This is a genomic window from Streptomyces sp. NPDC056169 (genome assembly GCF_042268445.1).
Classification (GTDB): domain Bacteria; phylum Actinomycetota; class Actinomycetes; order Streptomycetales; family Streptomycetaceae; genus Streptomyces.
The window spans coordinates 19,198-32,222 of sequence record NZ_JBHJUO010000002.1; the positions used below are offsets into that span (position 1 = coordinate 19,198).

The 13,025-nt window shown below is 73.6% G+C and carries 12 protein-coding genes; 5 read left to right on the forward strand and 7 right to left on the reverse strand.

Features of this window, described 5'->3' with window-relative positions:
- Nucleotides 1–7: 7 nt before the first annotated feature.
- The 7 genes from ACFC0G_RS02885 to ACFC0G_RS02915 all read right to left on the reverse strand — a co-directional run bounded on the left by ACFC0G_RS02885 (nucleotide 8) and on the right by ACFC0G_RS02915 (nucleotide 6,972).
- Entirely contained in the window at nucleotides 8–865 is an 858-nt protein-coding gene (locus ACFC0G_RS02885) for an enoyl-CoA hydratase/isomerase family protein (RefSeq protein ID WP_376396205.1), read from the reverse strand.
- A complete protein-coding gene (locus tag ACFC0G_RS02890; RefSeq protein ID WP_376396208.1) occupies nucleotides 852–1,670 on the reverse strand; it encodes an alpha/beta hydrolase in 819 nt (272 codons plus the stop codon). Before ACFC0G_RS02890 ends, ACFC0G_RS02885 begins: the two co-directional genes overlap by 14 nt.
- A complete protein-coding gene (locus ACFC0G_RS02895) occupies nucleotides 1,667–3,244 on the reverse strand; it encodes an amino acid adenylation domain-containing protein (protein ID WP_376396211.1) in 1,578 nt (525 codons plus the stop codon). Before ACFC0G_RS02895 ends, ACFC0G_RS02890 begins: the two co-directional genes overlap by 4 nt.
- Complete coding sequence (locus ACFC0G_RS02900) at nucleotides 3,228–4,427, reverse strand: acyl-CoA dehydrogenase family protein (RefSeq protein ID WP_376396214.1); 1,200 nt, start codon at nucleotides 4,425–4,427, stop codon at nucleotides 3,228–3,230. Before ACFC0G_RS02900 ends, ACFC0G_RS02895 begins: the two co-directional genes overlap by 17 nt.
- Complete coding sequence (locus ACFC0G_RS02905; RefSeq protein WP_376396217.1) at nucleotides 4,424–5,839, reverse strand: TrpB-like pyridoxal phosphate-dependent enzyme; 1,416 nt, start codon at nucleotides 5,837–5,839, stop codon at nucleotides 4,424–4,426. Before ACFC0G_RS02905 ends, ACFC0G_RS02900 begins: the two co-directional genes overlap by 4 nt.
- Complete coding sequence (locus ACFC0G_RS02910) at nucleotides 5,836–6,120, reverse strand: phosphopantetheine-binding protein (protein ID WP_376396220.1); 285 nt, start codon at nucleotides 6,118–6,120, stop codon at nucleotides 5,836–5,838. The genes ACFC0G_RS02905 and ACFC0G_RS02910 overlap by 4 nt, the downstream gene beginning before the upstream one ends.
- 168 nt (nucleotides 6,121–6,288) lie before the next feature.
- A complete protein-coding gene (locus tag ACFC0G_RS02915) occupies nucleotides 6,289–6,972 on the reverse strand; it encodes a thioesterase II family protein (protein ID WP_376396223.1) in 684 nt (227 codons plus the stop codon).
- Between the two features lie 353 nt (nucleotides 6,973–7,325).
- Here ACFC0G_RS02915 and ACFC0G_RS02920 point away from each other — a divergent pair, with 353 nt between their 5' ends.
- The 5 genes from ACFC0G_RS02920 (at nucleotide 7,326) to ACFC0G_RS02940 (ending at nucleotide 12,964) form a co-directional block, all read left to right on the forward strand.
- Nucleotides 7,326–8,756, forward strand: a complete 1,431-nt coding sequence (locus ACFC0G_RS02920) for an aldehyde dehydrogenase family protein (protein WP_376396225.1) — start codon at nucleotides 7,326–7,328, stop codon at nucleotides 8,754–8,756.
- A gap of 118 nt (nucleotides 8,757–8,874) precedes the next feature.
- Entirely contained in the window at nucleotides 8,875–9,894 is a 1,020-nt protein-coding gene (locus ACFC0G_RS02925; RefSeq protein ID WP_376396228.1) for a hypothetical protein, read from the forward strand.
- Nucleotides 9,895–9,948: 54 nt separating this feature from the next.
- Nucleotides 9,949–10,851: an oxygenase MpaB family protein gene (locus ACFC0G_RS02930; protein ID WP_376396231.1), complete on the forward strand. Its 903-nt coding sequence runs from the start codon at nucleotides 9,949–9,951 to the stop codon at nucleotides 10,849–10,851.
- A gap of 5 nt (nucleotides 10,852–10,856) precedes the next feature.
- Nucleotides 10,857–11,870: a PLP-dependent cysteine synthase family protein gene (locus ACFC0G_RS02935; RefSeq protein ID WP_376396232.1), complete on the forward strand. Its 1,014-nt coding sequence runs from the start codon at nucleotides 10,857–10,859 to the stop codon at nucleotides 11,868–11,870.
- 62 nt (nucleotides 11,871–11,932) lie between these two features.
- Nucleotides 11,933–12,964 (forward strand): ornithine cyclodeaminase, encoded by a 1,032-nt coding sequence (locus ACFC0G_RS02940; RefSeq protein ID WP_376396235.1) that lies wholly within the window; start codon nucleotides 11,933–11,935, stop codon nucleotides 12,962–12,964.
- Nucleotides 12,965–13,025 lie beyond the last annotated feature (61 nt).

Here is a 13,025-nt window from a genome sequence, read left to right on the forward strand (position 1 = left end):
GTTCCTTTCAGGAGGGGGTCGCCGACGGGACGGCGTCCCCGGCGTGCTGGGGGTCGGTGGGCCGGGCCGGGCCGAAGTCGGGGGCGCGGCGGGCCCGGAAGGCGGCCACGGCCTCGCGGACGTCCGGCGAGTGGGCGGCGACGACCTGGACGGGCGCCTCCCGTTCGAGGGCGGCCGCCAGCGAAGGCGCGTCGGTGTTCGCCCGGAGCACCTGCTTGGTGAGGGCCAGCGAGACCGGGCTGTTCGCGGCGATCTCGGCGGCGAGGCCGAGCATGGCGCCGGCCAGTTCGCCGGGGGCGGTCACCCGGCTCACCAGGCCGCGGGCGAGGGCCTCGTCGGCGGCCACGAACCGGCCGGTGAGCATCATGTCGGAGGCGAAGCCGAGGCCGGTCAGCCGGGGCAGCAGCCAGGAGGCGCCCATGTCGCCGCCGGAGAGTCCCATCTTCACGAAGGAGGCCTGGAAGCGGGCGCCGGGCGCGGCGAGCCGGATGTCGGCGGCGAGCGCCAGGGAGAGCCCGGCGCCGACGGCGGAGCCGTCGACGGCGGCGATCACGGTCTGCGGCAGGGCCGTCAGTCCGGTGATCGCCTCGGCCTGCCGGTGCAGCAGGGCGAGCAGGTCGAGCGGGGGCAGCGCGGCGATCCGGCCGACCTCGTCGATGTCGTACCCGGCGCAGAAGGTGTCCCCGGCGCCGGTCAGGACGAGCACCCGTACGGAGGAGTCGGCACGCAGTCCGGCACAGAGGTCCGTGAGGCGGGCGAACAGGTCCTCGTTCAGGGCGTTCCTGCGGGCGGGCCGGTTCAGGGCGGCCGTGACGACGCCCGGGAGGGGGCGGGTGACCAGGAGGGAGGGTTCAGATGCGTTCATGCGTCCGCTCCTCGGTGTGGCGGGCGACGAATTCCAGCGAGGCGGGCAGGGCGCCGTCGACGAACCGCCAGTCGTGGCCGCCGGGCCGCTCGTGGTACGCGACCTCGTGGCCGCGCTCACGCAGCGCGTCGCGGACCCGGCGGTTCATGGCCCGCATCCGGTCGTGGTCCTCGGTGCCGATGTCCAGGTAGAGGGCGGGCGGCGGGGTCCGGCTGTCCTGTCCGATCAGGCGGTACGGGTCGTAGCGCCGCCGGGTCTCGCTGCCGGGCGGGCCCCAGACCCGCTCGTGGCTCTCCACGGTGGGCATGGCGAACGCGGGGTCCGAGCGGAACGTGGCGTACGGATCCCCGGTCCGCAGCGGCGCCTCGAAGGCCCCGGCGTGCGAGGCGACCGCGCCGAAGACGTCGCGGTGCCGCAGACCCAGGAAGAGCGCGGCGGCCCCGCCCATGGAGAAGCCGCCGACGGCGCGCCCGGAGCGGTCGGCGCGGGTGTGGAACCGCGCGTCGACCGCCGGCACGAGTTCGTGGACGAGGTGGTCCTCGTACCGCAGTCCGGCGTGGTCGTTGACGAACCAGCGGCGTCCGCTCTGCGGCAGGACGACGATGGTCCGGCTGTCCCTGACCAGGTCGACGAGACGGGTGTTGACGAGCCAGGTGTCCTTGCTGCCGCCGTAGCCGTGCAGCAGGTACAGGACGGGGTGGGCGGGGCCGTCCTCGCTGTAGCCGCCGGGCAGGACGATGTTGACGCCCTTGTCGCGGCCGAGCAGCCGGCTCGGCCGGCGCAGGGTGAGCACGCGGGCGGTCACGCCGCCTCCCGGAGGGGAAGGGCTGCCAGGGCCCGGCGGTCGGTCTTGCCGGTCGAGGTGCGGGGGAAGGAGTCGGCGAGGTGGAAGGCGGCGGGGACCATATAGCGCGGGAGGGTCGCCATACAGTGGGCGCGCAGGTCGGCAGGGTCGGGAGCCGCGCCGTCGGCGGGCACCACATGGGCCTGGAGTTCCTGGTCGCCGTGGGCGTCCGGGACGGCGACGCAGACCGCCTCGTGGACGTCGGGCAGCCGCATCAGGACGGCCTCGATCTCCTCCGGTTCGACCCGGTGCCCCCGGATCTTGATCATGTGGTCGCGGCGGCCGAGGTAGAGGTAGCCGCCACCTTCCAGCGACCGGACGAGGTCGCCGGTGCGGTGGGTCCGGGCCGCTCCCCCGACGGCCTCGGCGGGCGGGGTGCGGCCCCAGTAGCCGAGCATCACCGAGTCGCCTGTGACGCAGAGTTCGCCCTCGGCGCCGGGGACGTCGGGGACCGGCCCGCCGTCCGGGCCGAGGAGCCGGGCGTCGGCGTACGGGCAGGGACGGCCGATGGGCGGGGGTGCGGTGCGGTCGGGGGCGAGGTCGGCGTCGGTGACCCGGTGGTGGGTGCAGACGTTGGTCTCGGTCGGGCCGTACAGGTTGTGCAGGGCCGCTCCTGGCAGCGCCGCGCGCAGCCGCCGCAGGTGCTTGAGCGCGAAGGGCTCGCCCGCGAAGAGCACGGTCCGCAGTCGTGAACCCTCCATCAGGGCGCGGTTCTTGGCATCGAGCATCCGGATGAGGGCGCCGGGCACCGAGTACCAGACGGTGACGCCCTCCTCGGCGACCAGCCGGTTGAGCGCCGGGCCGAGGGCCCGCTGGTGCTCGGGCACGAGGACGAGGCAGGCACCGGCGCTCACGGCGGCGAAGACGTCGAAGACGGACAGGTCGAAGTGGACGGGGGCATGGGAGGACAGCCGGTCCTCGGCGGTGAGCCCGAACTCGGTCACGGTCCAGTCGACGAACGCCAGCGCGTTGCGGTGGGACAGCATGACGCCCTTGGGCGTGCCGGTGGATCCGGAGGTGTAGAGGATGTAGGCGAGGTCGTCGGGGCCGACGGCGGCGGGCGCGAACCCGTCGGGCGCCGGCCGGTCCACCGCCTGCGCCCAGCTCGTCGACCGGAGCGCCGGGTCGCCGGGCGGGGCGGGCTCGTCGCCGACGAGGACGGCTGTGCGCAGCGGGGCGGGGACGCCGTGCTCCTGGAGCAGGGCGAGCCGGGGCGCGTCGGTGACCAGGCAGCGGACGGCGCAGTCGCCGAGGATGTACGCGGCACGGGCGACGGGCGTGGCCGGGTCGACCGGGACGTACGCGGCCCCGCACTTGAGGATCGCATGGAGGGTCACGAGGGTCTCGGTCGACTTGCCGAACCACAGGCCCACCCGGTCACCGGCGCGGACGCCCTGCTCGCGCAGGGTCGCGGCGAGCGCGGTGGCCGCCCGGTCCAGGCCGGCGTAGTCGGTGGAGCGGCCCCGGTGGCGGACCGCCTCGGCCGTGGGCCGGGCGGCCACGGCGCGGGTCAGCAGCTCATTCAGCGTGCGCATGGCGGGCTCCTGCGGGGCGGGGGGACGCGGCGCGGGCGCGGGTGGTGAGGCCGAGCTTCTCGGAGATCACCAGCCGTTGCATGTCGGAGGTGCCGGAGGAGATCCGGGTGCCGAGCGCGTCGCGCAGATTCCGTTCGACGTCGGTGTCGGTGGTGTAGCCGAGGCCGCCGTACACCTGGAGGGCGTCGAGGAAGGTCTCGACGGCGGACTCGCTGGTGCGGAGCTGGGCCGCCTCGGCGTAGTGCGAGGCGACGCTCCGCTCCAGGTCCCAGGCGGCCCGGTGGGTGAGCAGCCGGGCCTCGTCCAGCCGGATCCGCATCTCGACGATGCGGTGGGACACGGACTGGAACTTGCCGATGTTCCGGCCGAACTGCTCACGGGTGCGCGCGTACTGGACGCAGTCGTCGATCTGGCGTCCCATGACGCCGAGCAGCGGGGCCAGGATCATCGAGCGTTCCCAGGCCATGGTGGCGGCGAGGATGCGGGAGCCCTGCTTCTCCGCGCCGAGCCGCGCGGAGAGCGGGACGCGGCAGCCGCTGAGGGTGATCTCGCCCCAGGGCGCGGTGCGCAGTCCGGCCTTCTCGTAGCGGGTCTCGACGGTCAGCCCCGCCTGGCCGCGTTCGACGAGGAAGGCGGTGACGCCGGTGAACCCGAGGGCCGGGTTGACGGTGGCGTACACGAGGAAGACGTCGGCGAGGGGCGCGTTGGTGACGAAGCGCTTGGCGCCGTCGAGGACGTAGTGGTCGCCGTCGCGGCGGGCGGTGGCGGTGAGGGACAGGGCGTCGGAGCCGGATCCGGCCTCGGTGATGGCGTGGGCGCCGATCAGTCGGCCGTCGCAGAGTCCGGGCAGATAGCGGTTCTTCTGCTCCTCGCTGCCGAAGAGCAGCAGCGGGACCTCGGCGGCCCAGATGTGCGCGCCGAGCGCGATCATGAGGCCGTTGTCGCGGCAGCCCTCGCCCAAGCCCTCCAAGGCGAGGGCACAGGTCAGCGGGGTCAGGCCGAGGCCGCCGTACGCGCGGGGCACGGGGAGGCCGAGGACTCCGGCGTCGGCGCAGCGCTGCCAGTCGCCGGGCTGGAGCGTCCCGGTGCGTTCGCGGGCCGGGAGGTCGGCGCCGAGGTCCCGGCCGAGCCGGCGGAACCGGTCGGCGAGGGCGGTCTGTTCCTCGGTGGGGTCGAGGTTCACGGGCGGCCGCCGACCGGGTCGAGGGCGGGCAGCCCGGCCAGCGAGGCGGCGATGTGACTGTCGGAGACCACGTGGTCCTCCAGGGTGCCCGCCAGGTACTGGTCGTACGCGGACAGGTCGAGCAGGCCGTGGCCGCTGACGTTGAAGAGGATGACGCGCGGCTGATTCTCCTCGCGGGCGCGTACGGCCTCGTCGACGGCGCACTTGACGGCGTGCGCGGATTCGGGGGCGGGGATGAGGTTCTCGGTACGGGCGAAGAACGCCCCCGCCTCGAACACGTCCTTCTGCCCGTAGGCCACGGCCTCCATCAGGCCGCGGTCGTAGAGGGCGCTCACCAGCGGCGCGGCACCGTGGTAGCGCAGTCCGCCGGCGTGCACGCCGGGCGCGACGAAGGTGTGGCCGAGGGTGTACATCTTCGTCATGGGGGTGGTGCCGGAGAAGTCGTTGTAGTCCCACGCGTAGCGGCCCCGGGTCATCTTGGGGCACGCCTCGGGCTCCACGGCCACCAGCCGGGTCGTGGCTCCGGTGCGCAGCTTCTCGCGGTGGAAGGGGAAGGCGAGACCGGCGAAGTTGCTGCCCGCGCCCATCGCGCCGATGACCACGTCGGGGAACTCCCCGGCCAGCTCCATCTGGAGCAGGGCCTCTTCGCCGATGACCGTCTGATGCAGCAGGACGTGGTTCTCGCCGCTGCCGACGGAGAAGGCGCCGCGGGTCACGGTCCGGGCGTGTTCGAGGGCCTCGGCGTTGGCGATGGCGACGCTGCCGTCGCCGTCGGGCGAGGCGGCGAGCAGGGCGCGGCCCGCCTCGGTGGTGCCGCTCGGACTGGGGATGACGCGGGCGCCGTTGAGCTCCATCAGGACCCGGCGGTAGGGCTTCTGCCGGTAGCTGCAGTTGACCATGAAGACGGTGCAGGCGAGGTCGAGGGCGTGGCAGGCCATCGACAGCGCGGTGCCCCACTGGCCGGCGCCGGTGCCGGTGGTGATCTCCTGGACGCCGGCCTTCTTGTAGTAATAGGCCTGCGCAAGCGCCGAGTTGAGCTTGTGGCTGCCGGAGGCGTTGGCACCCTCGTACTTGTAGTAGATGTGCGCGGGGGTGTCGAGGGCCTGCTCGAGGCGGTGGGCGCGGATCAGCGGGGTGGGGCGCCAGCGCTGGTACTGCGCGCGCACCGGGTCGGGGATCTTCACATGGCGCTCGGTGCCGACGCTGCCGCGGTACATGGAGAGCGGGATGTTGGCCCCGGTGGACCCGCGGTCGGTGGTCTGCGCGTCGCCGGTCGCGTCGCCGTCCGGCCGTGCGGCGGGCCGGGCCCGGCGGACGTCGGAGGTCGGCACGTCGAGGTCGGCGAGGATGTTGTACCAGTGGGTCGGGACGTCGTCCTCGTCGAGCAGGTACTGGTTGCGCACGGCTTTCATGCCGGGGTCTCCGTCCGCAGGCCGGCGACATGCCGGCGGACGAGCTCGATCAGGTCGCCGACGGTCTCCAGGTCGGCCTCCATGACGTCCTCGTCCTCGATGTGGCCGCCGAACTCGGTCTCCACGGCGAGCAGGAGCTGGAGCAGGTTGAGCGAGTCGAGCTGGATCATCGGCGAGTAGAGCGAGACCTGCGGACCGATGTCCTGGGGGTCGAGCCGGAGATCGAGGGCGTCGACCATGAGTGCGCGGACCTTCGTGGCCACGTCGTCGTCGGGCAGCATGTCGAAAGGCTCCTTGGAACAGGAAATACTTCGGGTCGGGATGACTTCGTGCGGGCGGCGCCGATACGGCGCCGGAGAGAATTCCCGCGGCGGCCGGCGGTCGGGTGCGCGGGGAAGCCGAGGAAAGGAGCGGGAAGCAGGGGGGCTGCAACGAGGGACATACGGGGGTCAGTGCGGGGCCGCGAGAACGCGGGCGACGTCCGTGACGATCTCGCTCCCCTGCACGAGGGAGAAATGGTCGCCGGAAAAGACCTGCAGGGAGAATTCCCCGGACGTCGCGTCCGACCAGGCGGCGGCGTGCGCGACGGGCACACCCGGGTCGGCGTCACCCACGTACGCCGTCACCGGCACGGTCACCGGCCGCGCCGCGGCGGGCCGGTAGGTCTCGATCAGGGTCAGGTCGGCGCGGAACGACGGCAGCAGCAGGGCCAGCAGCTCCGGCTCGGCGACCACCGCCGGGTCCATGCCGCCGAGCGCGAGCAGGCCCTCGACCATGGCGTCGTCGTCCCGCAGATGGAGGTCCCGGCCGCCCCGGGGGCTCAGCGGCGAGCCGTGTCCCGAGACGAACAGGTGCCGCGGCCGGGCCCGGTACAGCGCCTCCAGACGCAGGGTGACCTCGTACGCGAGGGCCGCGCCCATGCTGTGGCCGAGCAGCGCGACCGGCCGGTCGAACAGCGGCAGCAGCTCCCGCGCCACGCTGTCGGCGAGCGGCCCCATGGCGCTGACGCACGCCTCGCCGAAGCGGTCCTGCCGTCCGGGGTACTGCACCGCGACGAGTTCCACGTCGTCCGGCAGGGCGTCGGCCCAGCCGTAGAACGCGCCGGCGGTGCCGCCCGCGTGCGGCAGGCACACCAGACGGCTCCTCGGCGCGGGCACCGGGCGGGGCCGGCGCAGCCAGCGCCCGTCCGGGCTCGCGGCATTCCGGGTACGTACCGGGCTGGGTATCACTGACGGCCTGCTTCCCTGGGCTTCTCGAACGGCCGGGAACTCACCCGTCCCGGCATTTCAAGCACCGCACCTTAACTCCTTTTCGCGGGTCGTCACCACCCGATTCGGGCGGCAGTTCGACATACAGAATTTATCCAGTCCGCGGGCGGCCGAGCTCCGTACATTGGTCCGCCGTCACGTCGTCAATTCCTTCCCTCCTGCCTGTTCGCCGGAGGAATTCAGCTCATTCGAACCTGCCGAAAGAGACCCGTCACGCCATGAATTCCCTCCCTCTGCACCAGGTCTACGTCGGCGGCCGGTGGACCGCCCCGCGCGCCACCGGCACGATCGCCGTGGAGAACCCGGCGACCCTGCGGATCGTCGGCGAGGTCCCGGACTGCGGCAGCGAGGACGTCTGGCGCGCGGTGGACGCGGCCCGCCGGGCGCTGCCCGGCTGGGCGGCGACCGGCGTCGAGGAGCGCACGGCGGCCCTGACGGCGCTGCGCGAGGCCCTGGTGAAGCACCAGGACGAGCTGGCGGAGACCGTCACGCGGGAGATGGGGTCGCCGATCACGTTCTCCCGGCGCGTCCAGGCGGGGCTGCCGGTGCGGGTGCTCGACGGCTTCACGGCGGAGCTCGCCGCGGCCACCGCCGAGGAGCGGATCGGGCACTCCCTCGTGGTGCGCGAGCCGGTCGGCGTGGTCGGCGCCATCACCCCGTGGAACTACCCGCTGCACCAGGCGGTCGCCAAGATCGGCGCGGCCATCGCGGCGGGCTGCACTCTGGTGCTCAAGCCGAGTGAACTCGCCCCGCTCTCCTCGTACTTCCTCGCGCAGCTCATCGACGGGATCGGGCTGCCGCCGGGCGTCTTCAACCTGGTGCCCGGCCGGGGCGCGACGGCGGGCGCCGCGCTCACCGTCGACGACGGCGTCGACCTGGTGTCCTTCACGGGGTCGCTGGAGGCCGGCCGGGAGGTCGGCGCGGCGGCGGCCCGTACGGTCAAGAAGACCTGCCTGGAGCTGGGTGGCAAGTCCGCCACGCTGGTCCTGCCGGACGCCGACCTGGCCGCCGCGGTCGAGGACGGGGTCCGCAGCGCCCTGCACAACGCGGGACAGACCTGCACCGCCCGCACCCGGCTGCTGGTGCCGCGGGCGCGGCTGGACGAGGCGCTGGACATCGTCCGCGAGGTCGTCGCCGGCTACGTGCCGGGCGACCCCGAGGACCCGGCGACCCTGCTGGGCCCCCTCGCCTCCGCCGGGCAGCGGGAGCGGGTCCTCGGCCATCTGGCGCAGGCCGCCCGCTCGGGCGCCCGACAGGTCACGGGCCAGGACACCGCGGCCGCGCTGCCCCCGACCGGCCACTACGTGGCGCCGAGCGTCTGGACGGACGTCAGCCCGTCCTCGCCCCTGGCCCGCGAGGAGGTCTTCGGCCCCGTCCTCGCGGTCATGGCGTTCGAGGACGACGAGGAGGCGGTGTCCCTCGCGAACCGCTCCGAGTACGGCCTCGCCGCCACCGTGTGGTCCGGCGACCAGGACCGCGCCGTCGCCGTGGCCCGCCGGCTGCGGGTGGGCCAGGTCGACGTCAACGGCGCGAAGTTCAACGCCGCGGCTCCGTTCGGGGGTTACAAGCAGTCCGGCATCGGCCGGGAGCTCGGCCGCCACGGCATCCAGGAGTTCCAGGAGGTCAAGTCCCTCCAACTGCCCGGCTGAGCGCGCCCGGTGAATGCCGCCGAGCCGAGGCCCCCGCTTCTCCCCCACCCCCACCCCCACGCCCCACGCCCCCGCACCCCTGATCCCTGCACCGCGACTCGAAACGACGGGTGACACCGTGCCCCTGCGCATGCCGCACATCCATGTGGAGTTCCCTCCGGAGCTCAGTCCGTTCGCCGACCGGGCGGAGGCCGGAGCCCGGGCCTTCGTGGCCCGCTTCGGCCTCGCCCCCGACGAGGCCGCCCGCCGCCACCACGAGCGCTCCCTGCTCGGCACCCTGATGGGCAGGGCGTACCCGCACGCTGGCGCCGAGGAGCTCCAGCTCGTGACCGACTGGATCAGCTGCATGCTCGTCCTGGACGACCAGTTCGACGAGACCTCGCTCGGCACGGAGCCGGAGCGGTTGCGCGAGGTCTGCGACGAGGTGCTCGGCTGGTTCACCGAGGACGGCTCCGTCGACGACGACCCCGGCCCGGCGGCGCACTCCCTCACCCAGGTGTTCCGCCCCGCCTACGCGGACCTGTGGCGCCGCACCGCCCCGCTGACCTCACCGGCCTGGCGCCGACGGCTCGCCGCGCACATCGGGGCCTTCTTCGACACCTGCGTGTGGGAGTCGGAGAACCGGCTCACGGGCCGCGTCCCCGGCCTGGACGAGTACATCGCCCACCGCGGCCGCGCGCTCATGCCGTACCTCGACCTCATCGAGGTCACCACGCACTTCGAGGTGCCGGAGGAGATCTACACGCTGCCGGCGTTCGCCGAGATGAACGCGGCGCTGTCCGACGCGGACCTGTGGACCAACGACCTGTTCAGCTGCGAGAAGGAGGCGCTGCTCGGCGACCCGCACAACCTGGTCCTGGTCCACCGGCACGCGCACGGCACGGACCTGCAGACCGCCGCGGACGCCGTCGGGGAGATGGTCCAGGGCCGCTTCGACCGTTTCACCGAGCTCAGTTCCTCCTTCGCGGAGCTCCTGACGCCCGCGCAGCGCGCGCTCTTCCCGGCGGACAGCCTGGAGCGCCACGTCGCGGGGCTGCGGAGCTGGCTCACCGGCCAGCTCCAGTGGCGCTTCGAGACGCTGCGGTTCGACCCCACACGGCCCGAGGTCACCAGCGCCGCGGGCTCCACTCCGCTGTAGGCGCGCGCCCTCGACCGACTTCCCCCACCGTGACCCACCGTGAACGGGGTACCCATGCGAGACCGTTACGCGACACTCAGACATCTGGAGACCCTCGACCCGAAGGCGGACCACCAGGAGATCCACCGCATATCCTCCGACCGCGAGTTCCCCTGGGACTACGGCCGGGGGCTGGAGGTGGCGATCTGGCGCACCTGTTGCGTGCCCGCCATCTCCGACGTCCTGGACGGCAGCGGCGAGTTCGCCCTGCGCGCGCAGAAACGTTATGACGACACCCGGATCCTGCTCGGCGAACTGGTGCGCGGGGGTTACGACTCCACGCGCGGACGCCAGGCGATCCGGCAGATCAACCAGGCGCACCGCAGGTTCGACATCGCCAACGAGGACATGCTGTACGTCCTGTCGACCTTCGTCTTCGAGCCGGTCCGCTGGATCGACCGCTGGGCCTGGCGGCGGACCTCCGAGACGGAGCGGCTGGCCGCCTTCTACTTCTTCACCGGGGTCGGCAAGCGGATGAACATCCGTGAACTCCCCACCGACTACCAGTCGTTCGAGCGGTTCAACCGCGAGTACGAACGGGCCCGCTTCCAGCGGGCCGCGAGCAACCACCGCGTCGGCACCAACATCCTGAACCTGTACGCGTCCTGGTACCGCCGCCCGGTCAGCGACCTGGTCGTGGCCACGCTGCCGTGCCGGCTGGACGCGCCGGCGCTGGACGCCCTCGGCCTGCCCGTCCCGCCCCGCTGGGTGCGGACCGTCCACCGCGCCGGGCTGCTCGGCCACGCAGGGGCCGAGCGCGTCGCGCCGCGGCTGATGGCGCGGCTGATGACCCGGCCGACCGCGCGGACGTACCCGGGCTACCCGCACGGTTACGACCTCGCCGACATCGGTCCCCAGCGGACCGTCCCGCCCGTGCGGCAGCAGCCGACGGCCCGTGTCGACAGCCTCAAGGACTGAGCGCCATGACCGAAACCACAGCTCTCGTCGCGCCCTTGGCGGCCATCGGCGACACACCCCTGCGACCGGTCGTCGTCCCGGTCGGCGACCGGACCGTGCGGATCTGGCTGAAACTGGAGGCCGAGAACCCCTTCGGGTCGATCAAGGCCCGTACGGCGGAGGCCCTGCTGAACGCCCTGGAGTCGAGCGGGGCGCTGCGTCCAGGGACGCGGGTGGTCGAGTCGACCTCCGGAAACCTGGGCGTGGCGCTCGCCGGGCTCTGCGCGCAGCGCGGCTACCGCTGCACGCTGGTGGTCGAGCCGAGCACGCCGCCCGCCAGCGTCGCGCGGATGCGCGGGTACGGCGCCGATGTCGTGACCGTGCCCGAGGTGCCTGGCGGCCGGACCCTCGGGGCCCGGCTCCAGGCCGTGCGGGAGATCGTGGCGGCCGGCTCCGATGCCGTGTGGACCAACCAGTACGAGAGCCCCGCCAACCCCGGGGTGCACGAGTGGCAGACCGCCGCGGAGCTGATGAAGGCCGCGCCGGACGGCCGGTTCGACGCGGTCGCCGTGGCCGTGTCGACCGGGGGCACGCTGGCGGGGATCGCGCGGTTCTTCCGCGACCACGCCCCGGACACCCAGGTCGTCGCGGTCGACGCGGTGGGGTCCTCGGCGCTCGGCGGCACCCCCGCCGACCGGCCGTTCAAGCTGATGGGCTTCGGCTCCGGACAGGTGTCGGGTTTCGTCCAGCCGCATCACGTGGATCATATGGTGCGACTGACGGACCAGGCGGCCGCCGCGGCCTGCGCGCTGATCGCCCGGAGGACCGGGATCTCGCTCGGGGGCAGCGGCGGCGCCGCGGTGCTGGCCGCCGTCTCCCGGGCGCTCCTCGACCCGTCGCTCCGGGAGATCGCCTGCGTCTGCCCGGACAGCGGGGAGAAGTACCCGCAGCTCCGCGACACCCCGGCCGACGGCGGTCCCGGCTGCACCGGGGAGATCCGCGCGGCCCTGGACCTGCTGGACCGGGTGCGTGCCGGGTGACCGCCCGTGCCCACCCCGCCGAACCCGCGAATGCGGCCGAACCCCCGGAAGGGGACGCACCCATGCCCCCGCACGACGACACGACGCTCACCTATCTGGACAGCGCCGACGTGGCCCGGCTCTGCGACGGGCTGCCCGTCGCCGACCTGGCACACGACACGCTGCTCGCCTACCGGCGCAAGGAGGCGGGGCTCACCCCCGAGGCCGCGCTGCGCTGGACCACGCCGTCGGGGGCGTCGGCGCGCAGCCTCATCCTGCCCGGCTGGGCGGGCGGCGCCTACGGCTGCAAGATCATCAACGCCTCGCTGGGCAACCGGCGCCTCGGCCGGCCGCGCGCCGCCGGGCTGGTCGTGCTCGACGACCCGGAGACCGCGCGGCCGGTCTGCATCATGGAGGGCGGCCGGATCAGCGCCCTGCGCACGGCCGGCGTCTCGATCGCCGCGCTGCGCGCCGTACGAGACCTGGCGGCCGTCCGGCGGGTGGCCTTCCTCGGCTGCGGCCGGCAGGCCGAGGTCCACCGGGAGCTGTTGGCGAGCGCCTGCACCGGCGTCGAGGAGCTGTTCGTACACGACCAGGACGCCGGCCGGGCCGAGGAGCTCGCCGCCCGCTGGCGCGCGGTGGACCCGGCGGTCGCCGTCACGGTGACCGCGGACGCCCGCACCGCCGTCGAGCGGGCCCAGGTGACGGTCGCGGTGACGACGACCACCGAGCCGTACGTGGAGCTGGACTGGGTGCCGACGGGTGGGACCTTCGTCAACGTGTCCCTCGACGACGCGGCGGAGAGCCTGCTGCTGGGCTGCGACCACCTGTTCGTCGACGACTGGGAACTGGTCGTCGACGACGACCACCGGCTGCTGGGCAAGCTGGCCCGGGCCGGCCGCGTCGCCGGCCCGGGGACCGCCGCCCCGGCGGGCGGCCGCTCGGTGGACGCCTCCCTGCCCGAGCTGTTCGCCGGTGACTACGCGCGGACGGTCGCCGGGGACGACCGGGTGGTGATCAACCCGTTCGGCATGGGCGTCCAGGACATCGCGCTGGCCGCCGCCGTGTACGCGCGGGCCGTCGAGCAGGGCGTCGGCCTCTCCCTGGCCCACTGATCAGGGGGCCGTACGGCATCCCCGCCCTACGGCCCCCCGCCGCGTCCGGACCCTCATGACC